At 47.8% G+C, this 24,145-nt stretch carries 5 protein-coding genes; 4 read left to right on the top strand and 1 reads right to left on the bottom strand.

The features are described from left to right. Positions 1-23 precede the first annotated feature (23 nt). On the bottom strand, positions 24-179 hold the full coding sequence (locus tag A3EU_RS34640) for a hypothetical protein (RefSeq protein ID WP_169433393.1): 156 nt from the start codon (positions 177-179) through the stop codon (positions 24-26). On the opposite strand from A3EU_RS34640, the gene A3EU_RS35610 reads away from it, so the two are divergent. The 4 genes from A3EU_RS35610 to A3EU_RS34400 all read left to right on the top strand — a co-directional run bounded on the left by A3EU_RS35610 (position 114) and on the right by A3EU_RS34400 (position 24,049). Then, positions 114-296 carry a triple tyrosine motif-containing protein gene (locus A3EU_RS35610; protein ID WP_071596871.1) on the top strand — a complete coding sequence of 61 codons (183 nt, stop codon included), beginning with the start codon at positions 114-116 and terminating at the stop codon, positions 294-296. The genes A3EU_RS34640 and A3EU_RS35610 overlap by 66 nt on opposite strands. 414 nt (positions 297-710) lie before the next feature. Beyond that, positions 711-2,477, top strand: coding sequence for a TonB-dependent receptor (locus A3EU_RS0124195; RefSeq protein WP_020538783.1), 1,767 nt, complete (start codon positions 711-713; stop codon positions 2,475-2,477). 66 nt (positions 2,478-2,543) lie between these two features. Further along, positions 2,544-9,113, top strand: a complete 6,570-nt coding sequence (locus A3EU_RS0124200; RefSeq protein WP_020538784.1) for a fibronectin type III domain-containing protein — start codon at positions 2,544-2,546, stop codon at positions 9,111-9,113. Between the two features lie 2,438 nt (positions 9,114-11,551). After that, a complete protein-coding gene (locus tag A3EU_RS34400) occupies positions 11,552-24,049 on the top strand; it encodes a SprB repeat-containing protein (protein ID WP_020538786.1) in 12,498 nt (4,165 codons plus the stop codon). Positions 24,050-24,145 lie beyond the last annotated feature (96 nt).

Raw genomic sequence — 24,145 nt, forward strand, 5'->3', positions numbered from 1 at the left:
AGCTTATTGACAACGGATGGAAATCAAGACAACTCTCCCTTGAGGACTTTGAGGATGAGTTCTTCTTTGCTATTTATATCCAGTGCCCGGTAGGCGGGCTTAACTGTATTCATTTGTCTACCCGTAAAATAAAGACATACACTCAAGTCATTGGCATCGACAAAGACTGGGTTTATCATGGAAACACTCCGTCTATTCGGTTCAATGGCCTAACACTAGGAATGTATATTTTAAGGGTAAAAGGAGCAGATAGCAGAGATGATAATTCAGCAGGTGAATTACAGGTTCCCTTCTAGGCCGTAATTATATGCACAACCTGCTAGATCGTATGCGAGAGTTTACCGAAGAAGCCTTTTATCTGGCTCAGAAAGATTTTAAATTCAGGAGCCAAGATTTACTATTTAATTAGTGCGTTTTTTACCTCCATCACATGAACATGTGATATAGGGCTATCTCGATATATTTTACATTTGCTATATTGAAGTTCTTTAGATGTGATTGTTTATGGGTAGAAATTGCCCATTTGGCTTCACAACTAAGGTATAGCTCCCCCTAAAAACTGTCCAAGCGGAAACTGTTTTATTCCCCTAAGTATCCTCAATCCCCGCTTTTAGATAAAATCAAGTGATTTAACTGTGCGATATCATTGTAGATAGAGCAGTAGCATTGTGCTGCCTAATACCCATATTCAGGACTAACGAACAAGAGACATGCCCATACTCAAACACCAAACCTGTTTTTTTTACGCCCTCTTCGTATTACTGTTTTTCGGGCTGCCAGTCCAAGGGCAAGATTTAGAGGCCATCGGCCAAAATCTTAGTAACCTTCGAGACCAGAGCCTTGGTATAACGGGCAATATCCAGTTTAGCAATCAAAGTTATTGGTCAGAAGGTATTGATGCCCGCCGGGATACTTGGCAATGGGGCGTGCGTGCCAATTTGAATTTTAGCTTTTTAGGTATGTCAGCCCCTTTTAGCGTTGCCTTTTCTGATGCCAATTCAGCCTATCGGTTACCTTCTTACACTTTCGTGGGAATTAGCCCCAAATACAAATGGGCGACCTTGCATCTTGGCGATCGCAGTTTAGGGTTTTCTCGTTATACAATGTCTGGCATTAGTTTTCGGGGTATTGGTTTTACACTGGAGCCTGGGAGGTGGTATGCTTCTGGTTTCTATGGTAAACTGAACCGTGCCCTCAGTAGTGACTTGGATGCAGTAGGCGATTTAAATGGTTACCTAAAACGTAAAGGATATGGTAGTCGCCTGGGTTATGTAGGCAAAAAAGGCGGGTATTTTATCAATTTTTTCGGTGCTGATGACGATGATGAAGACTTTCTGTTGACACCCATTGGCGAAGCTCTTTCCACGACCAATAATCGGGTGGTAAGTTTGGAGTTACGCCAAGAGTTGTTTGAGGGCTTAACCTTGTCGACGGAGTTGGCGCATAGTGTTTACAATAATGATAGCAACGCTAAACAACTAGGCGAAGCTGATTATAATTTGGGTAATCGCCTGCTTGGGGTTTTCCAACCCACAGAATCTTTGCTCACTGGACAAGCTTATAACCTCGGACTGTTTTATAGTGTGAAAGGGTGGGGGCTACAGGGGCGTTATGAACGCGTAGAACGCGGCTTTCGAACGCTCGGTGCTTTGTTCTTCAATGATGACACAGAAAACTATTCGCTGGGAGTAAGTAGAAACTTCCTTGAAAACAAACTCTCCGTAATCGTAAATGGCGGTATCGAGCGCGTGAACCTTGATGATGCCGAACTTGAACAAACGAACCGTTTTATTGCGTCGGCCAATGTCACCTACCGCCCAGATGATAAATGGATGTATAGCGCAGGTTACTCCAACTTCCGAAACGATACCAAGCTCCGAACTCGTACCAATTTACTCCAACCGGTTGACAGTATATTTTTGGCACAGGTCAATCAATCGATTAACGGAATGATCATACGACGACTTGGAACCAAGGAAAGACCAGCTTCTGTGTCACTGATTATGAATCACCAACGGGCAAATAATGTAATCAATGACATGGTACAAGACAATGGGCAAAGCCAGTTTTCAAATGCAGCCCTATTGTACGGTTTTGGTAACGCTAATGCTGGTTGGCGATGGACGGCAGGTTTGAGTTATAATACAACAACCTTGGCGAATTTTCGAACTCAATCCTTTTCGCCCACCTTTGGTGCCAGTCGAAACTTTTTTGATAATGCCTTGTCCACCAATATGCGCACAGCCTTCAGTTTCTTTCAGCAAAACGGGGATACCAATAATGTGCTGAACTTATCCCTGGGGGGGAGTTATCGCCTAAAGAATAGCCACAATCTTGGCTTAAATATTACGCATATCAACCGCTTTGGTGCTGCTGACCCTGCGCTATCCTTTTCCGAATGGTATGGAAAGGTAGCCTATGGTTATCGCTTCGGCGGTAGCATTGGTGGTAATCCAAAACCTCCGGAAAACAAATAGATACAGCAATTTTTCTCTGTAAAACAACACACCATTTTTACACCCAGATCAAGAAACCCCGGACTTATGCGTAAGCTTATACTTGTCCTCATTATTCTCAGTAGCCTAATTTCCCTTACTCTGATAGGGCAAACAGCCTATCCGGTTACTGCAGCAATTCAATCGATGCCTCCTTTCAGTCCGAGTTTATCGGATTGGGCAGATCCCATGAATAACCGCCTGGGAATGACCATTTTATTGAATGATAGGGAAGAGCCTGGTTATCAGGTGCGCCTGCGCTTCAAAATTACGGGGCCGGGGATTGAAATGCGAACCAATAGTAATTGGATACCCAGTCCTATTGCAATAAGTTATGGCCAGGTCGTGCAACTTACTGCTGCCGATTTGCGCGATTATTTTGAATTGGACCATTTAGATTTTTTGGGTTATTCCAGGGAGGCTTATTTGTTAAATGGGGGCTTACCCGAGGGTACTTATTCCATTTGTGTAGAGGTGATGGATTATGACCGTTTCAACGAAGATCCGGCGTCCTTGGAAGCTTGCACCTTTGTGCAAGCACGCCTCTTGGATCCACCTGTAGTTTTAACTCCAGTAGGTTACCAGACTCCGATCTCACCCCAAAGTATGTTAGTGCAGTGGCAGGCTCGGCATACGGCGACTTTTATCACCAACTATCGTGTAGAGATTTACCAACTAGACCCATCTTCAAACCTCACCCCAGAGCAGGTTTATAGTTTACAGCAACCCTTCATTGAAACCGAAATAGACGGTATCACCACGGCCTTACTGGATAACTCTTTTCCGCAACTGGAAACTGGTTTTGATTACCTGTTACGGGTACAAGCAAGGGATCTCGACGGTGTTTTTCGCTTTAAAAACGGAGGCTACAGTGCTCCGGTGATCTTCACTTACGGGAGCACTTGTGTGCCACCGACGGGTTTGAGTGCTTCGGTGGACGGGCCTCATCAGGCTACTATCAACTGGGACTATATGACGGGGTCGGCTTCTTATGTATTGCGTTTTCGGGAGGCCAACCCGAATGCTAATTGGTACGAAGAGGCAGCTGTATTCAATAGCGCGACCTTGAGTGACCTGCAGGATAGTACCACTTATGAGGTACAGCTACAATCGGTCTGTGACGGTACGCCCGGAGCCTTTGGCGAAATCTATGAGTTTACAACGGAGGCTCTTCAATTCGATCCTGAAGATGTGGAATGTACCGTCAGCCTTGATGAATTACCGCGCCCAACGAATATAGAACCTACCCCAACACTGGGCTACGGCAGCCAGGTGTCGGTGGGCGGCTTTACCATGAAAGTTACTTCGTCTGGACCGGGTACGGATGAGACTGCCTGGAACGGTACTGGGCAAATCAATATTCCCTGGCTGGGAATGCGGGTGAATTGCCGCTTCCGAAACCTCTATGTCAACACGGACCTGGAGGTCTATGATGGTATAGTCATCGCAGTAAGTGATGGCCTCTCTACGCTGGATGGTTTCCAGTCTGTAGAGGAAATACAGGGAGACTTGCTCAGTTCTGATGGCTTGAATTTCTGTGGAGATATGGTGGACCCTGTTGATCAGGGTGAAACAGACTTTGCTGGAGATTTCTATGCCTCCGGTAATGCAGTCTACTATGACCAATACATACCATTTGACCCCACTCGCCCGAATATTACGGTCAATGATGATATGTTTTATAATGAGTACAATCCGAAAAATCATCAGTACCCTTATTCACCAACGGATTACAGCTCTTCCCGGAACCCTTACACCGCAGAGAATCCATTTGATGGTACCAACACCTGGAACCCATGGAATTATTTCAACCCCTACGACCCCACCGATTATGATGATCCGGTGAACCCCTGGACACCCGATTTTTCCTGGACGCCGGCACGTATGTTTGCTAAGCAATCAGTAGCTGGTTCAGCGGATAATAGCGCACTATGGGCCGGAGCTGTAAAGTTACCCATTGCCCTTGGTGTGGCTCCCAACATTATGGCACTCACGAGCATGAAGTTTTCAGCTACGGGAGCTTATCTCGATGCCTACTTCGCGGGTAATATCCCTATCGCTAATAAGTATATGGCCTTCAAAGCCATTGGCGTAGGTATTTCTCCACAAGGCTTACAAGGAGAGGCCAAAATGAAAATGTTGAGCGATATCGTCTTTACTTGGGGCGAGAAAGTTCAACTCACCTTCCAGGGCGGTAATCAAACCTATATTAAATTCGACTGCCAGGGTATTAACGAAGTATCGATTAAGATGGAGGCGAAGCTGTGCCATGATATCGCTTTCCCCGTAGACGAATACACCTACGAACGTGACTCATCGGCTTACGTTACCAGTACCACACGCATGGTCTCCGGTGGCTGGGGCGATTTTGCCGGTGTAATTGACTTTAGCCCCTTCGAAGTATCTTATCTCGAAGGCTGGGCCTTTACGGTTCAGGGAGCCGTTTTTGATTTCTCAGAGGCGGTCACTCCCGGTCCGGTTGTTTTTCCAACGGGATATACACACCCTGATGTGGACGGTAGCGAAAGGGAAGGGCGTTTTTACCCGGAGTGGCGCGGCTTTTTTCTGGAAACCGCCAGAGTTCGGGTACCGGACCACCTGACCGGCCAGGACCCGGAGAACAGTGTTACCGTTGGGGCGCATCACCTAATTATCGACCAAACCGGTTTTTCAGGAGATATTTTTGCCACCAATGTCTTGTCTCTCGATACTGGTCGGTTAGATACCTGGGCCCTCGCTATCGATAGTATCGCTATCGGTGCACAGAGTAGCCAGTTTCATCATGTCACTATAAATGGAAAGGTAAAAGTGCCGGTGGTTGATCAACCTTTGGGTTATGGCTGCCATATTCAACCTGCGGGAAGGTATCAGTTTGCTATCAGTTTGACCGATACCGTTGCCGTTACCATGAGTGCCTTTGTGGCTAAAGCTGAATTGCACCCAAATACAACGATAGGCGTTAATTATCGCCGGTCAGATAACAATTTCTCAGCCTACGCCATTCTGCACGGAAATATAACGTTCAAGCCACAGCTGGGAGTTCCCGATGGGAATGACCAAGGAACAGCCCCACCGGATACGACGAATACCCTCAATATACCCACCATCGGTTTCAGTGGCTTTCATGTAACCACTCGAGCACCCTACGTGGAAGCGGTCGGCAGCTGGGATTTGTCTACCAACGGAGATCAAGCTACGGCAGCTAGCTTCCCTATTACACTCAACGAGGTAGGCATGTTCCAGAATGAAGCACAAGACGAAATTGCCTTTGGGCTAGGCTTAACCCTCAACCTTACCAACTCTAATGATCAGGGCTTTGGGGCCGAAGGGCGTGGCTTTATCATTTGTGGCCTGGAAATTGGTGACAATGGCCAGCAAAACTGGTATTTCAAACGAGTTCGCCTGGATAAGCTCTCCATTGATTATGAGGGGCCGGGTTTTGCCTTCAAAGGCTATCTTGAAAACTTCGATACGCACCCACTGTATGGCAGCGGATTCCAAGGGGGAATTCAAGCTACTTTCACGCCGGGAATTATGATTGGTGTAGCGGCACTTTTTGGTAAGGTAGATGGTTATCGCTACTTCTTTGCGGATGCTCTAATTGGCCTGGATGCCGGTATTCCGCTCGGGCCTTCGGGTATTGCCCTTTACGGTTTTGGTGGCGGTATCAGTTATCGAATGGAACGGCAGGGTTTTTCCGGTATCAACCTACCGTATTCAGAAGCACAAGAGGTTAGCGAAGAAGTACCGGAAGAAGTGGAGATGATGGACCCGCCTAATTCGTTAGAGGAAGCATACTTGGGCCAGCAGGATCCTGCGAATCAATCACCACCTATGGTTGCCCTTCCGTCTGAACTCGGGCAGTCCTTATCTGGTGTTCGTTATATTCCGAACGATGAGTACGGGATAGGCATAAAGGCAATGGTTGCCTTTGGTGCCGTGAAACGAGAGGTATTTAACGGGGATATCACCTTCGAGATCATCTTTAATGCCAACGGAGGCTTATCTCATGTGGGTTTCATGGGGAATGCCAACTTTATGACGCCTCCACGAACGCCCCTTAATCCGACTCCAAGGCCGTCGGTAGCGTTCTACGTTGATTTGACTTACAGCGTGGAGATAAGGACTTTTCATGCCTATATGAGATTGCAGGTTGCAGCTCCACCGGGTGTCGGGTTGATCCGAGGCTCTTACGCCAACTATGTAGCTGGTGAAGGTGTGATTCATGCCGACCCTGACGATTGGTATGTCTATTTAGGCGAACCTACCCGTCCCATTTCTTTAAGTGTGGACTTCAGTTCGTTGAAAAATCTCAAGAAAGACGACGGTACTGAACCGTCCTTGCCGAATGACCCACAGGAACCGCTTGACGAAAATTCCATAAATGAGCCATTGGGTAGCCTCGGCGACATTGGCCTCATTCTAACGGCCTACCTGAATGCGGGTACCCAATTGCCCGCATTCCCAGATCCGCCCGCAATCTTGGGGGAAATCCTGGACTTGGGCGATATGAACTTCAACCCCACGAGCCGGGATCACCCTTCTTTTGCCAATGCAGAGGGCGTATTGCTGGGGGCAGGCTTACAGCTGAACATGCCAGAACTGCGGTTTCTCATCTTTTATGCCAGCCTACACGCTGGAGCCGGATTTGATTTGATGCTCAAAAACTACGGTATAGATGCCCGTTGTGCCAGTAATTTGGGAGATCCTAACCCCATTGGTTTTAATGGCTGGTACGGTACCGGGCAACTCTATGCCTATGTGCAAGGAGCAATCGGTATCAAAATCAACCTGGGTTTCTTAAAAGTTAATACGCAGATTCTGGAATTAGGAGCAGCGGCATTGCTACAAGGGCGTTTACCCAATCCGATATGGGCACAGGGGATCGTTGGCGGTTACTTTAGCGTTATGCGCGGACTTATCAAAGGACAGTGCCAGTTTGATTTCGAGATCGGTGAGGAATGTGTCATCGTACCTACCGGAGATGAAGAGCTCAACGTAATCCAAGCGGTTGTACCGACTGAGGAGCACGATCCACCAACGGTATTTACTCGCCCACAGGCCTTTTTTGTGATCCCTGTAGATGTGCCTACACCCTTCCTCGATGAGGAGGATGTGTATGTTGAAGTCTTGCCGCAACTGGATTACTTCCGAGTTGTCAATACAGCTACGGGTATACCGGTAGCAGGTGAACTACAGTGGGGTGAAGAAAATAAAATCCTCGCTTTCCGTCCGGATGATGCGCTGTTAGGAGAACAGGAATACCAGGCAACTGCTCACTTGAAGGTGTATCAGCGCCGCTTTGGAGAAGATGATTTTGAACTGGTCCAAGCTGGTATTGATTCGGAGCCCTACCAACGGAAATCTACCACCTTTACTACCCAACCAGCTCCGCCTTACATTGTAGAAGATAATGTGCTGTATGCCTATCCGATAAACCGCCAAACCAACTTCTTCCGCAATGAATTTGGCCAGGGATATATCCAATTGGATGTAGGACAGGATTATCTATTCGAATCTTCGGGTGATAGCATTTATCACCAAGCGTCTGCAGATTGGTTGCAAAAAATACGTTTTTGGCAGAATGGCACCATCGTCAGTATCGCTGATTACACTTACGATACTGGTAATAACCAGGTGATGTTTGATATTCCGTCTAATGAATTGGCGCCTAATACGATGACTTACCTGGAATTGGTGGATATCCCCGCTAATGGAGATGTAGCTGTGGATGCTAATGTAGAGGACATACTGGTACAACTGCAAGCGGGTGGTATTCCGGATGGTAATGATACCGAAGTTTTGCTGGAGGCACAAGAAGCGGATGGAACACTGGAAGCTTTGCAGCCAAAGCAAATTTACCGACTTGATTTCCGAACGAGCCAGTATGACCGCTTTGCGGACAAAGTGGCTGCCTTGAGCCTTGATTTTCCCTTTATCTCCATTCAGGCATTGACCCCGATGGTAGATGAGAATGACAATCCTATTCCGTACCTGAGTATCGATGACTTTGGCGATGTAGTGAGCCCCACAGAAGGCTTTGATCGCTTTGATCTGGAAGGCTACGACGAAGGCAATAAAGAGATTGATCCGCTCTTACGCTCAGAGGCGAACTTAGCCTTTACTGGCCAAAACTGGTATATCAATCATCCTAAGCCCGTGATCTACGATCAGATGCCGCAGCCCGGCCCTCCCTATGACCTGAGGCTTATTTGGCGCCCAGAGGAGCCCCTGATGCATCCGCCAAAAGGTGCGGTTGTCGTGCGGCAGAATAATTCGACTCCACTTCGGGAACTCGTTGACTACGATATCACGACAAGTACGTATAGCGTCACGAGCGAACCCATACAACTACGGTACCATGTGCCGTATATCATGTACCGTGACTATGCCGACTACAAAAATCAGCTATTCTATTACACTACGCCGGGCAACGATGGTGCTGTGCCAGAACTGCCGCCTGACTTAGTTGATTACTTGGAATCAGAGTTCGTCTATCCGTTCGAAGGAGACTATGAAATCAAACTACAATACTTTCTGCCTGGGGCGGAAGCTGCGAATTCAGAGGTGAGTTACCTCTTGCCTTATGACATTTTCCAGGATAACGATGATGATTAAGGGACGGCGATAAAGTGAAATGGGGAAGTTATTATTCGCCGACCCCTTAGACCGAAAGTTCATTTTTGAACCACCACTAAAGAAGAGAACATGAGAAATATTTGTTTGATACTAAGTCTGTACTTTGGGTTGAGTTTTGCGTTAAGTGGGCAAGATGATCTGCACCAATTGGCGGTCATTGCGCGCTCCTCACTGGATAGCGTGCAGCTGCGTTGGGCACCTAGTAGTCCACTGCTCTGGCGACACCTACGTGAGCACGGTGTGAATGTACTGCGCTACACGGTAATGCGGGATGGGGAACTTTTGTCTGCTGCCGAGCGCGCGCAAGGGCGGCAGCTCAACGATACGATATTAAAGCCCGCACCCGTAGCTGCTTTTGAACAAGCGGGCGCCGCTGATAAATACGTAGCCATCGGTGGTCAGGCGATTCACGGCGAGAGCTTCTGGTTGGAAGAAATCGAGGGAGAAGTCAGTTTCATCAATGCCGCCAAAGATTTGGAAAACCGCTTCGGTTTTGGCTTGTTCGCGGCCGATCACTCCTGGTCTGCGGCTNCCCTTTTAGCTTTGGGCTTTACTGACCGGGATGTTGATGAGCGAGAAACCTACGTCTATCGCCTGGCGCTGGCCACGCCTTTTGCTCGTTTGGACAGCCTGAAGAGTGGCTACGTCAGCATAGAAGTTTCCAATAACCTACCGCCACCAAAAGTGTCAGAATTAGAATATGAATTTGGTGACAAAGAGGCTGCGATTAAATGGCGTTACAATGTGCTACGTAGCTACTATACGAGTTACAATATTGAACGTTCCGCTGATGGTCTGACTTGGGAACAGGTGAACAAAAGCCCCTTTGTACCCTTCACAGAACCGGGCCGTGCAGAGGTGGCTTTGTACCAGGCACCATTCCCGGAGAATAATCGCCCGTACTTCTTCCGGGTATTGGGCACCACTCCTTTCGGAGACCAGGGGCCACCATCTGACCCCATACAGGGCATGGGCTTAGACCCCCTGCCGGAGTCTGCGCCTTCCATAAGTTCCGTTTTTCCGGCCTCCGAAGGCGGTTTTGATATTAATTGGACTTTTGATTCGGATTTTCCCATCAACGGCTTCCGGGTTTTCCGATCCTCTTCGGATGAGAGCGAGCACGAGGATATTAGCGGCTTGCTGCCTGCGAGTACCCGAACGTTCCGAGATCAGAACCCGCTGCGGAGCAATTTTTATGAAGTCCATGTCTACGATCAATATGATCGGGAACTCTCCTCCTATTCGGCTTTCATTGAACCCGATGATACCACACCACCGAAAACACCGGAAGGCTTGCGGGGCCTGATCATGGAAGACGGACAGGTGATCATTAACTGGGATAGAAATGAAGAACCAGATCTATTGGGCTACCGCATCTGGCTGGCCAATGACCCCGAAGCGGAATACAGCCTGGCCACAGGCACACCAATTACTCGCAACTTCTTTGTCGATAAAACGACCTTGGCTACGTTGAGCCGGGAGCTCTACGTGAAGATAACGGCCTTGGATTATCGTCATAATCCTTCTCCATTCTCAGACTACGTAGTGCTTATGCGACCGGATACGATACCTCCTTCTGCTCCGCTACTAATTAATATGGAAGCAACGAATACCGAATTAGAGATTCACTATCGGCCGAGCCAAGCTTCCGACCTGCGGCAGCACGAGCTATATCGTCGGCCTGCGGGAGATAGTACTTGGCAACTACTAGTGACTTATGACCAGCAAGAACTCCCAACAGAATGGACCTACCTGGAAACAGATTTGCCGCCGGGAAAACCCTACGAATACCGCCTTGACGCCGTGGATTGGTCAGATTTGCGGGCTTCTTCGCAAGTATTGAGCGGGCAAGTTGTAGATAACTTCATTCGCTCAGCCGTAGGAAAAATAAACAGTACGACCGACCGCCGGGAAAAGACCATCCTATTGGCGTGGAGCTACGTTCCGAATAATGAACAGTTTAGCCACTTTGAGATATACCGTGGTTCTCCCGGAAAGGGCCCGGCCCGGATTATCAGTCATGTATCTGTGGAAGACGTACTAGAGGAGAGCGGACGAAAAGGGCAAAGGCGTTTTCAGTTTCTGGATCGCGGGCCACTTCGCATGAATACTACTTATCAGTACCAGCTAAGGGCTGTGTATAAAGATGGTGGCCAGTCGCCACTCAGTGAAAAAACGACTATTGACTACTAAGGAACAGTACGAAAATAAAGTACGATTGGGCTACGCCGCTACTTCGTGGTCGCTTCGCGGCTACTGCGTGGTTGTTTTTTATAATAGCGAGCTAAGTATTTCACTTTAAGTGTGTTAGCTGTTTGAAAAACTTAGAAACATCGCACTTTATTTTCTGCGCAATATTAAGGAACGTTTGAACCCAGCTGCAAAATCATTCTCAGCACCTTATTATCAACATTGTTATGAAGACTATCCTACCCATATTTATGTTCGTGGCACTTTGTAGCCTGCAACTTGCGGCTCAGCAGACCATTCGGTATAAGCTTGAATTGCTGGAGGTCTATTCCAATTTCCCCGTAGACAATGACAACGGAGGGCCGGACCCGGTATGGAAAGTTCGGGGGAGTTTGAAATTTAATGACCAACTCATATCCCCACCCATTTCTTGGGATGGAGCGAAGAGGAATGTATCTTCTACCGGATGGTTTAGTGATATGGATTATGGAACGGACTTGCCCTATGTCCTGGCCGATGAGACACTCGCCTACCCGGGCAATGGCATATTGGATCTTTGTGATAATGCTATTGGTTTCCAGATAGGTGATGCCGCTATAGGAGGACTTATAGCTTATGAATTCGATGGCAATTTTGGTAATATTTTTAACAATGGTGAAGAGGAAGATGAGTATGTCAGAATATACACCACGGGAGTTGCCATGCAGGCACAGTATGGAGAGCATGGGATTGAAAGGGAGTTTGAAATACTTTCAGAGAATGTCCCGAGTGCTGATGGTAGTGCTAATAACAACGACAATTGGGGCTGGCGCTTCCGGGTGACGATGTGGATCGAGAGCGGTATTACAGGCTTTGTAGCTGTTGGAGAGGAAGGTGAACCAATAGAACAAGTCTGCGAAGGGGGGCAGTACTCTTTGTATGCGCGTACCGAACCTGGATTTACGGGAGGATATTTCATTTTTGAACGTTCTCTGGACGGCGGCAATACCTGGGATCTTTACAGTGGCCCTTCGACCCGTAATTATATTCGACTCGAGGCCTCATATAATACTGATATCCAATATCGGGTAAGATTGGATGGAGGACCCTGCTTGGGGGGCAATCCTGACAATTTTATCATTTTTGACCCCAGTAACCTCCCCGTACGTCCGTCGATACAGACCAGCGATTTTGAAATATCAACGACGGCTACTTGTGCCGGAGGAGACGACGGTACCCTCACACTCGAAGCCTTGGATGTGTCTAACTTGCCACCTGATACGGATGTTCGGGTACAATTGGAGCCGGTAGGAGCGGATGAGTCCGATTTTGTTGTCCCAACGGACATTATCTTACTTGGAGAATTACCATACACCTTTACAGGCCTAGAAGCGGGAGATTATGTGGTCAATATCACTGCACTAAACGTCAATGACGAGAACGTCACCAGCAACTGTACTGTTGCGACACCCACGATTACGGTGGAGGCAATACAACTCTGGGAGGTGGACTATGTCACAGCGGAAGGAGGTACCTGTACGGATGACCAAGGCGCTGCAGATGTCTGGACCAATTTCCCCGGCTTTTTACCAGATCCTTTAAATGAACTATTAGACTCTAATGGAGATGTTTTATACAGCAGCACAGATTACACTACAGCAATATTTTACCAATCACTAGATCCGGGTGATTATCAAGTACGATTGACAATGGGAGGATGTACTACTTTGTCCGATGTGTTTACGGTGCCGGGACCGCCAGCTGCCGCTCAATTAGGGACGGTAACTAAATTCCCGCAGACCCCCGACTATGATATTGGCTGTGAATTTGGACAAGTCGACATTCAAATCGAGGTACCCTTAGGAGCACCTACTTATTATATAAGGTTAGATAACCTAGATTTTCCCGGTACTGCGAGGGGCTGGTCTAACCAATCGGCGGGAAGCCTGCTGCAAACAACCGCTAGTGTGGGGAACTATGAAATCACTTACACCCGAGAGGACAATGGGTGTAGGCTGTCCGATAACTTTGAAGTAACATTAGACCCGCTACAAATAGACCGGGTAGAAGCACCTGAAAGTGAAATAGTTGCAGTGTCTGGTTGTACGCCCAATTCGGGGCAGGTTTCGCTGGATGTTTATGGAGGCCGGGCTCCTTATACCGCCTTCATCGATGATATTGAAGTGACGCCTACTAGTACCACTGACTTTGGCACTTATACCCGCTTGGTTATTGATGAAGTAGCACCTTATTGGCATGAAGCGCGTGTAGAGGATGTCAATGGCTGCCGGCGGTTTGAAAGTTTTTTCATTCCTGCCAATATGGCCATCGGTTTAGACTTGCAATCGAGCTTCGATGATCTCTTCGTAGAATGCTACGGAGGAGCTGAGGGTCTCATCCGACTGGTAGGCTCGGGAGGAGATGGAAACTATGAATATAAAATAGTGGAGACGGACAATACCTACGGGCCGGATAATGTCTTTACCGATTTGCCCGCTGGTTTCTATACTTGTTTTATGCGTGATGGCCTGGGGTGTGAAACATCTCTTGTAGCCAGGGTCGATGAAGAATTTGAAATCACGATTGACCGTGTAGAAGTAGATCCTATTTATTGTACCGGAAGTACTGCCCGAATCAATGTTTTTATAGATGGGGTTTTTACCTGTAAAAGTAGTAATCCAAACCCCTTGCCACATGTAGCTTACGAAATCTCTACGGATGGCGGAGCTACGTATTTTTCTGTTTCAGAGGAAGAAGCTGAGGTCGTTACTTCACATCCACTAGGAGATTGTAGTAGTATTAGCGTTATTTATCTGGATCGCTTCGCCGGAGATTTTGATATAATGGTAAAAAAGACGGGTACAGACTGTGAGTCGACGAACATGATGAGTATTACGGCTGACCAATTTGTGGAGCCGGATGCGCCCTTAGCCATCAGTGTAGTCGATACCCGAGATATTAATTGTTTCGGAGAAAATAATGGCTTCATCACGGCAGAAGTAAGCGGCGGGTACGGGCAATACCGGGTTGAACTGGTGCAGTTTTCTACCCTTACTCCTGTTCCTGCCGGTGCAACGGTTGTTGACACGAAGGATCTGGCAGAACCGGGAAGCGTTACTTTTACAAGTTTATCGGCCTCGCCTCCGGGAACGGGCTATGGTGTGCAGGTCAAGTCTTCCCTCATTGCTGGCACAGATGATTTTCAAGTGGAGGGTTGCCTCGCCCAGGCTCCCGGCCGCTGGCTGGACAGTGAAGATTTTGTGCCAATTGTATTAACTGGCCCGGATGAACTGGATATTGGTGAACTTACTGTTTTGGAACTTCGCGAATGTGATGGTACTGGCGGGCTCATCGAAGTAAGCGGCACAACGGGTGGTACACCCCCTTATGAGTATAATATTAACGATGGAGTCTATAGTACTTCTCCTCTTTTGGCAGCCAATAGAAGGAATAATATTGTTCGGGTACGTGACGCTAATGGCTGTATTGAAAACGCTCCTACTGTACGGGTTAATGAGCGTGACGATTTTCCACTCAATGTCGAGTTCGAGTTGCTACCACCAGTCGGTTGTGATTACGAGCGTTACGGGAAATTCACTATTACCGAGGGTACCGGGCCGTTTAATCTAGTCTATGGCCAGGTATTTGTAGAGACAATAGACGATGCAAGAACACTATCAGGCGGTGCCTCGGTATACGTGCTAAGTGAGCTACTTGAAACAGGAACTGTCTATGTTGAACTACGCGATGCGGCCACCTGCTTTCGGGAATTTCAGTTTGAAATTCCCAATGATGCCTATGACTACGAACCACTGACGGGTACTACTACGGTGACTCCGGAGACCTGCCTATCTTCTGGTGATGGTCAGGTTACGATCACCGCTAGTGGAGGTGTTCCTCCCTATACCATTGTGTTTGCAGGCAACGAAATACCAGGCATTACCTATACCGCTGAAAACCTTGGTACGGGCATACATTATTTTGGTATTCGTGATGCTGCCGGTTGTGTTATTTCGGTAAGTGCGGCCTTGAACCCTATCAACGGAGGCCTGAGCGCCGACTATACCTCTACGCCCTCAGCGCCTTGTCCCGATAGTAATAATGGCTCGCTGACGATCTCACCCATAGGTGGCCAAGGGCCATACACGCTCACCTGGCTGGACCCCGATGGGTTTACAGTCAATAATATTGCCGAAGGAAGTAGTACCACGCGCAATGGACTCGGGCGAGAGTTCGAATATGATTATGAAATTATGGATAACCTGGGCTGTATAGCCTCCTTTTCCGCTTTGGTCACCGGGGTAGATCCCTTCGAAGCAGTCATTGATGAAGTGGTGCAACCTAGTTGTGCGGGCTTAGCCAATGGTAGCATTAGTCTGGCGATTTTAGTAGATGGAGACCCTGCTCCTGGCACTTTTCTGGTTTCCGTAAACGGAGCACCGCCAGTTGAGCAAACTACTTTTGACAACCTGCCGCCTGATACCTACGAATTTGTGGTTGAAAGCGATGATGGTTGTGCCTTCACGGAAGAACTCATCGTTGAACTCACCAACCAAGTCACCCTTAGCGCCAGTGCTGCTGCTACCGATGTCGCTTGCCAGGGTGGAAGTACCGGAAGCATTACCGTTACGGCTGCTGGTGGAAGTGGAGACTTTCAATACTCCCTTGATAATGGGGGCAGTTTTCAGGCGAGCCCCATTTTTACCGGCTTATCTGCCAATACTTACGATATACTGGTGGAGGAAAGCAGCGGTTGTCAGATTATAGTAGCGGATGTCGTTGTTGCTGATGGTATCACACTTGCCGCTAATTTTGCTGCTACTGCTGTGGACTGTAACGGAGCTGCAACAGGCAGCATCATGGCCACGCCTACAAATGGCAGCCCACCGTATACCATCAGCATTAACGGAGGAACACCTATTGATGGGCTTACCGCCAACGGCCTGTCAGCAGGCACTTACGAAGCAATAGTAAGCGATGCGAATGGCTGTACCGTCACCTCTGCTCCCCTGACAATAGATGAGCCTACTGCACTTACCCTTGTTGCGAGCAGTAATGAAGGGCCACTTTGTAATGGTGATGCGACGGGTATGGTAACCTTGTTTGCCGACGGAGGCACCCCTCTTTACGAATACCGCCTCGCCGGACAACTCTTCAGTGATGAAGCTACTTTCTCCGGGCTGGACGACGGAAACTACTCCTTTGAAGTCCGCGACGCTAACGGTTGTATCACCCTTTTAGAAGATGTAGTCGTACAAGACCCACTAGCTATCGAAATCACGTTGATCGAAAGCACCCCCGATTTTTGTGGACAGAGCAACGGCACAGCCGAGGTTGAGGCCACTGGAGGTACCGGTCAATTGACCTATAGTTGGCCCAACGGTGATGATACACCTATGACCACTAATTTAAATGCTGGAATAGTTCTGGTAACCGTCACGGATGCCAATAATTGTGAAGAAACTTTAGAAGTACTGATCGGTGAGGTAGCTGCTCCGACCATTAATATTATTTCAGTGGTAGATGCTTTCTGTACCGACAATAATGGCTCTATTATCGTAGAAGGAGTTGGCGGTACCCCACCTTACAGCTTTGCTTGGTCAAATTCGGCAAACACTGCTAGCATTGATAATCTGAGTGCTGGTACCTATGATTTGGTACTAATGGATGCAGCGAATTGTACCGCCAATATTAGTGTAGAAGTCGATTTTGTTCCGCCACCAACCGTTTTGGAGGCAGTTACGGATGCTACTTGTGAATTAGAAAATGGTAGTATCACCTTGACCGTTAACGATGGTTCTGGGGATTACGCCTATGCTTGGTCGGGCGGCCTTCCAGGTACAGCCACCGTAAATAATGTGGCTAGTGGAATTTACGCCTATACCGTTACCGATAACGTCACTGGTTGTATACGTACTGGTGATGTCGTCGTAGGAGATTCTCCCGCAGTGCAATTAGCGTTGGATATGGTAACGCCCGCGCCATGTTTTGGCGAAACGGGTAGTATTGCGGTCACCGCCACTGGTGGTACCGGTAACTATACCTATGCTTGGTCACACGATGGTAGCTTAAATGCTCCTGAAGCGTTGGATTTGCCTGCCGGAGAATACACCGTGATGGTTATGGACGAAGTTGGCTGCCAAGCAAGCCTCACTGCTGAAGTGCTAGAACCTGCACTTTTAGAATTGTCCTTACTTCAAGTATTTTCCTCAAATTGTGGTGAACCCACCGGGCAAGCAACCGTAGAAGCAGAGGGAGGCACTCCTCCTTATTCGTATGCATGGAGCCATGATCTCAATCTGGATGATCCGGTAGCAGGAAATTTACTGCCAGGTGATTATGTAGTCACGCTGACGGATGCTAATGACTGTGAAACGGAATTGTTAGTAGAGGTGGCGAATATAAACCCACCGCCAGTTCTGGAAATAGAAGAATTAATACCTAGCTATTGTAGCGATGGCCAAGGTAGTGCAAGTGTTCAGGCTACTGGAGGAAACCCTCCTTATGTTTATACCTGGTCACACAATGACTTTTTCAATACAAGGAGCCTGGATAACCTGGATGCTGGTGACTACACCATCACGGTTACGGATGAGTCCGGTTGTACGGATGAAATTAGTTTCAATATTTCACTGGAAACACCTGGGCCTACGGATATCATTGTGGTGGAAGAAATAATGTCCACCTGTGGCCAACCTGATGGTAGCCTGACGGTAGAAGTGATTGGTGGAAGTCCGCCATACACCTACGAATGGGGACAAGTATTGGGTAATAATAGTCCAACAATAAGTGGTGTGCCTCCGGGTGATTATTACCTCACTGTTTACGACTTGAATGATTGTAGAATCGACGTTATTTTACCCCTTTCGGGAACACCTTCAATAACGCTGAGTTTACAGGAGGTGAATGCTGCGGATTGTTCTACGTCCAACGGTTCTATTATTATAGAAGCCACGAATAACCAGGGGACGATCACCTATACGTGGAGCCATGATGCTGGTCTAAATGCTCCCTCTGCAACGAATTTGAGTGCCGGAAGTTACAGCGTTACTGCAACTGATGCATTAGGTTGTGAAGGAGTACTGGAGTCCATTATTGTGGGTAATAACGAAGGACCTTCGATTATAACCAACGTGATAGATGCCAATTGTTCCAACGGCAATGGCGAGATCAATCTGATGGTTACCGGAGGCCAGGAGCCTTACAATTACACCTGGAGCCATGACATGTTTTTGAATAGTGAAACTGCTGTGGGGCTAGATGACGGGATATATAGCATTACGGTCACAGATGATAATGATTGTGTAGCAATCGTAACGGAAACCGTTGACTTGTTGGCGGCACCTGAGTTGTCAATATTGGGCACCACGGCCAGTATTTGTGGGGCAGCCACTGCAACGGCTAGTGTAGCTGTAGAGGGCGGCCTTGCTCCTTATTCCTTTACTTGGTCACACGATCCTACACAGACAACGGCCAGTGTCAATAATCTCCCCGCAGGACAGCATTTTGTGAGTGTTACGGATGAGAATGGATGTATGGATGTATTAACCATTGATATCCTTGACGTAGCAGGGCCAACAGCTTTGGTAGCGACCCTGAATGAAGCTACCTCCTGCGGTTTTGCTAATGGAAGCTTAGAGGTTACACCAGAGGGCGGGCAAGCCCCATTTACTTATACTTGGTCACACGATGTAGACCTTACCGGTGACGCAGCGAGCGATTTGGCCGGAGGAACATATACGGTAGTAGCTACGGATGCCAATGGGTGTACTATCACGGCTACCTTTGAAGTNGAAACCAGTGAAGTCTTGGAAATAGCCATAGTGACCCAACAGGACGAAAACTGTGGCCAGGAGAATGGGCAAATCGAAATTGCCGTAAATGGATCGACCGGTGGATTGACTTACAGCTGGGATCATGATCCTGACTTGAACGCAGCACTGGCAGAGAACCTTTCGGCAGGAGCATATACGGTTGTTGTAATAGACGGAAATGATTGTACCACCACTACGACCATAAATATAGCAGAAACACTGAATCCAGTTGTCGGTCTTCAGAATAGCCAAGATGCGACTTGTGAAGATGGCACGGGATCATTACAGTTTGAGGTCACAGAAGGAGTAGCCCCGTATCAGTACATTTGGAGCCATGACGCTGATCTGGATAGCGCAACAGCAACAGATTTGTCAAGCGGCAGCTATACGTTGACCGTAACGGACGCCGCAGGTTGTAGCGCTATTGTCACGGAATCAATTGTATTCCAGACTCCGCCTTCATTGGTATTGTTGAGTACGGAAGAAAGTGCTTGTACTTCGGCCACAGGGGCAGCAGTCGTTGAGGTTGATAACGGGCAAGAGCCTTTCACCTTTAGTTGGTCGCATGATGAGAATTTGAATGCTGCTTCTGCTGATGGGTTGGCTGCCGGAGATTATGAAGTGACGGTAACAGACGCAAATAGTTGCCAAAGTACCTTGCAGATAAGTATTACAACCGTAGCGGGCCCTACAGGAATAGTATTGCTAGAAGAGTTGCCCAGTACTTGTGGGCAGGCCAATGGATCGCTACTTCTTACGGAAATGGGCGGTACCGCACCCTACACGTATAGTTGGTCCCATGATGCGACTTTGACGGGCGACTTTGCAGACGATCTGGGAGGAGGTACTTACGATGTAACCCTCACAGATGCGAATGATTGTACATTCAGTAGTTCATTTGTTATTGCGGAAAGTGTTCCACTCGCTATCGAAATTACGGAGCAGCTAGATGCCAATTGTGGCCAAGCCGATGGTAGCTTGAGTGTGATGGTTGCTAATGCAACTGGAGTACTGTCCTATGATTGGAGCCATGATACAGATTTGAATTCGGATACCGCCACTGGCTTGTCAGCAGGAAGCTATACGGTACTGGTCACGGATGAAAACAGTTGTGAAGCCACCCTTGATTTTACTGTTGAAGATATAGGTGGTCCGACCTTGTCGTTAGTGAGCGTTCAAGATGCATTGTGCGAAAACAATACGGGACAAATGAGGGTGAGTGCAACAGGGGGTACAATGCCATACACGTTCTCATGGAGCCATGACCCACTACTTGATAGTGATACGGCAGAAAACTTGTCTGGTGGCACCTATAGCGTGATGATAACCGATGACAACGGATGTACCGCCACGGTGAGTGAGACCATCGAATGGCAGAGTGGTCCTGAGTTAACCGTGGAGTCTCTCGTTTCGAGTACTTGTGGTGCCAATGATGGAAGCGCTTTGGTGACCGCAACTGGCGGGACAGGGCAGCTTACCTATTCCTGGGCGCACGATGGAGACCTTGACACAGGGGAGCTAATGTCAGTACCGGCAGGAACCTATGACCTGACAATCTCAGATACAAATAATTGTACCGTAGAGACGAGTATTGAAGTCACCGATATCCCTGGCCCAACGGCCATTGTTGCCAATGAACTACAAGCAACGACCTGTGGCGAAGAAAATGGTAGCATGACGGTAGAAGTCGTAGGAGGCACAGCGCCTTTTGACCTATTATGGTCACACGACAGTGAAGAAATGGGTACAGCCTTGACAAACCTTTCGGCAGGAAACTACGAGCTTACCACTACAGATGCTAACGGTTGTATCATCACCGAATCATTTGCGGTAGTGGCTAGTCCGCTATTAGAAGTTAGCGTAACGCAAACTCAAAATCCGGATTGTTCTACGGCTAATGGCCAAATCGAGATTGGTGTTAACAATGCCGTTGGGGCAATCAATTATACTTGGAGCCATGACGCAGGGATCAATTCATCTTTGGCTGCCGATCTTCCTGCGGGCACATACACGGTTATGGTCACCGACGAAGCAGGATGTACCCTCACGGAGACGGTCAATCTTTCGGATGAAAATGCACCCGTAATGAGTGATGTGGTAATGACCCCTTCCTTATGTGAAGATGGGCAAGGAGGCTTAAGTTTTACCTTCGAAGAAGGCACCGCACCTTACAATTACGCGTGGTCGCATGACCCACTATTAGATAGCCCTTTTGCTACAGCACTGGATGCGGGCGACTATGTCCTCACAGTAACGGATGCCGATGGCTGTACACTCGTTACCTCTGGGGTGGTTGCTTTGGAAGCTCCTCCTGAGTTATCAATTGATGTTACAACATACCTCTGTGAAGGGGGAGATCTTGGGGCACTAAGCCTCAGTATTAGCAATGGCATGGCTCCATACACTGTTTTGTGGAATACTGGCGCAGACGCTTTGACACTCACAGACTTACCTGCAGCAGCATATACGGTAACCGTGACGGATGATAACGGTTGTGAAAGCTCCGCGATGATCGACTTGGCTACTACTTCGACACCTATCGTTGGTATTCAGGGCAATCGTCCAAGCTGCCACGATTTTAGTGACGGAAATATGCAGGTAAATGTAAATGGAGGAAGTGGTACTTTTAATTATCAGTGGAGTAATGGAGCTTCTGAAGCAGAAATAATGGACCTTCCTTTCGGAGTGTATACCGTCACGGTTACTGACGCGGTCACTGCCTGTACGGAAACGGCTTCTTTGGAATTACTCAATCCTAGTCCTCTTGTTGCTGATTACGAAGCCACTGCCAGCTGTGATGGTAATACGGTAGGAACGATCCAGACCGATGTGGAAGGAGGCGTAATGCCTTATTCTTATGATTGGAACAATGGCGCCAGTACGGACTTTGTAGATGAACTGGCAGTAGGTACCTACGACCTGACGATCACGGATGCTAATGATTGTGACGTGACACTGACTGCCGAAGTACCGCAAAATTCCTTGCCCGTTTTCTCTATTGACGAAGTGCAGCCTACGGATTGTGCATCTGCGACGGGGCAGGTAATTATTACAACCAACATTCCACTAGCGGATGTGGAACTCAATTGGAACCTGACGCCACCTAATGTAGATGTTACGGAAGTGGATGGCCAAACACAAATACTGGCGAGTGGTTTGGGTGCTGATACTTACAATTTCACCCTTGCAGGAACCGATGCTTGCGAAGTAGCTGGTGAATTTCTGATAGCATCAGAGAACCCCTGGGAAGCTGCAATTGTGTCGGTTGTAGACGCAAGCTGTGGAGATACTAATGATGGTATGGCTACCGTGGAGGTTACCGGAGCAGGTATGTTCATGTACGAATGGGATACAGCCGCTGCTAATCAGACGAGTGCTACAGCAACCGGTTTGGTTGGCGGAACTTATAGTGTTACGGTTACGGATGAAAACGACTGCACGCAAGAACTTGAGGCAATAGTTGATGCACCAGAGGTATTGGAGGTTAATGTTCTCGATCTACAGGAGCCCCTTTGTGCCGACGGTGCCGATGGTAGCCTGAGCGTAGAGGTGAGTGGAGGTGAGCCTAATTATACTTACAATTGGTCGGATGGAGGCTTGCCGAATAGCTCAGTATTAGAAAATATTGGTGCGGGTTCTTATGACCTCACGGTAACTGATGACCAGGATTGTAGTACTACAATTACGGTAGAACTAGGTGCGCCAGCAGCCATTGAAATCAACCTGGAGTCGAGTACGCTCCCAAATTGTTTGGGAGACGATAACGGACTACTAGAAGCATTGGCCCAAGGAGGTACCGGTACCTTGACTTATAGCTGGAATGATCCAGAAGGTCAACTCACCGCAATTGCTTCAAACTTAGCCTCCGGTACTTATGGAGTGACCGTCACCGATGAAAACACCTGTGAGCAGGCGGCTGAATTTGATCTGGAAGAAGGGCTTGTCGTTGATGTTGTTAGCACGGAATTAATTGAGGCTACTTGTGAAACTGCTGCTGACGGAAGTATCAGCGTGGAAGCCACAGGAGGAACGGAACCTTTCACTTTTGTATGGAGCAACGGCGCGACGGAGGCTACCGTTGAAGATTTGGTTGGAGGACAAGGGTACAGTGTTACAGCCACGAATTCAGAAGGCTGTGAAGGTGTTTTGCTAGTGGATGTTCCACTTGGCGACGGAATAGAACTAGGACTCCCCGCCGATACTACGCTTTGTTTGGATGATCCTTTGATTTTGGAATTAGAGGAATATACGGCTGTTTCAGTATCTGGCCCTGATGGGTTTAACAGTACCGAAAGCCGGCCATTTTTGGATCAGGCTGGGACGTATAGCTTGTCAGTGGAAGACGCTTTTGGTTGTACCGCAGATCAAGATATTACGCTTAGTTACACGACAGAACTGTTAATAGCCTCAATGGTGTTGCCATCAGATGTTGTTGTAAATGACTCCGTGGTGGTTTTGGAAACCAGTTGGCCTGCACCAGAAACGGTTAACTGGGTTTATGATCCTAGCGTAGTAGAATTGGTGAAACAGCTGCAAAATCAATACTGGNTTGTCTTCAATACTCCTGGGGAATACGAATTGGGATTACTGGCAGGAGCTGGAGGTTGTGAAGACTTTTTAAACAAAACAATCACTGTTCACGCGGATTCAACGACCATTCCCGGAGCATCTTTAGGTACCTTGAAAATAGAGGACCTTTTCGTTCGCCCCAACCCTAATCAAGGTCAATTTGAAGTAGATGTTGTATTAAATAATACAGCAGAGGTATATCTCAATCTATACGACCTCAACGGAATTCCATTAGACCGGAGGCAGGGCGAGAATGCTACCAGTTATACCTTCGATTATCAATTGCCATTGCAAATAGGTAGTTACTTATTAGTAGTACAAACGATAACGGAAAGACGAGCCACCATCATTGTGGTGCAGTAAGATATTTGATAATATTGGCGAGTAATTCTACGAATTACTCGCCAATATTTTTCACAAAGCAGTGCTTTAACCTGGTTGCGCTTTGATTCTTTTCTT

Origin of the sequence: Lewinella cohaerens DSM 23179, assembly GCF_000379805.1 — a bacterium.
Lineage (GTDB): Bacteria > Bacteroidota > Bacteroidia > Chitinophagales > Saprospiraceae > Lewinella > Lewinella cohaerens.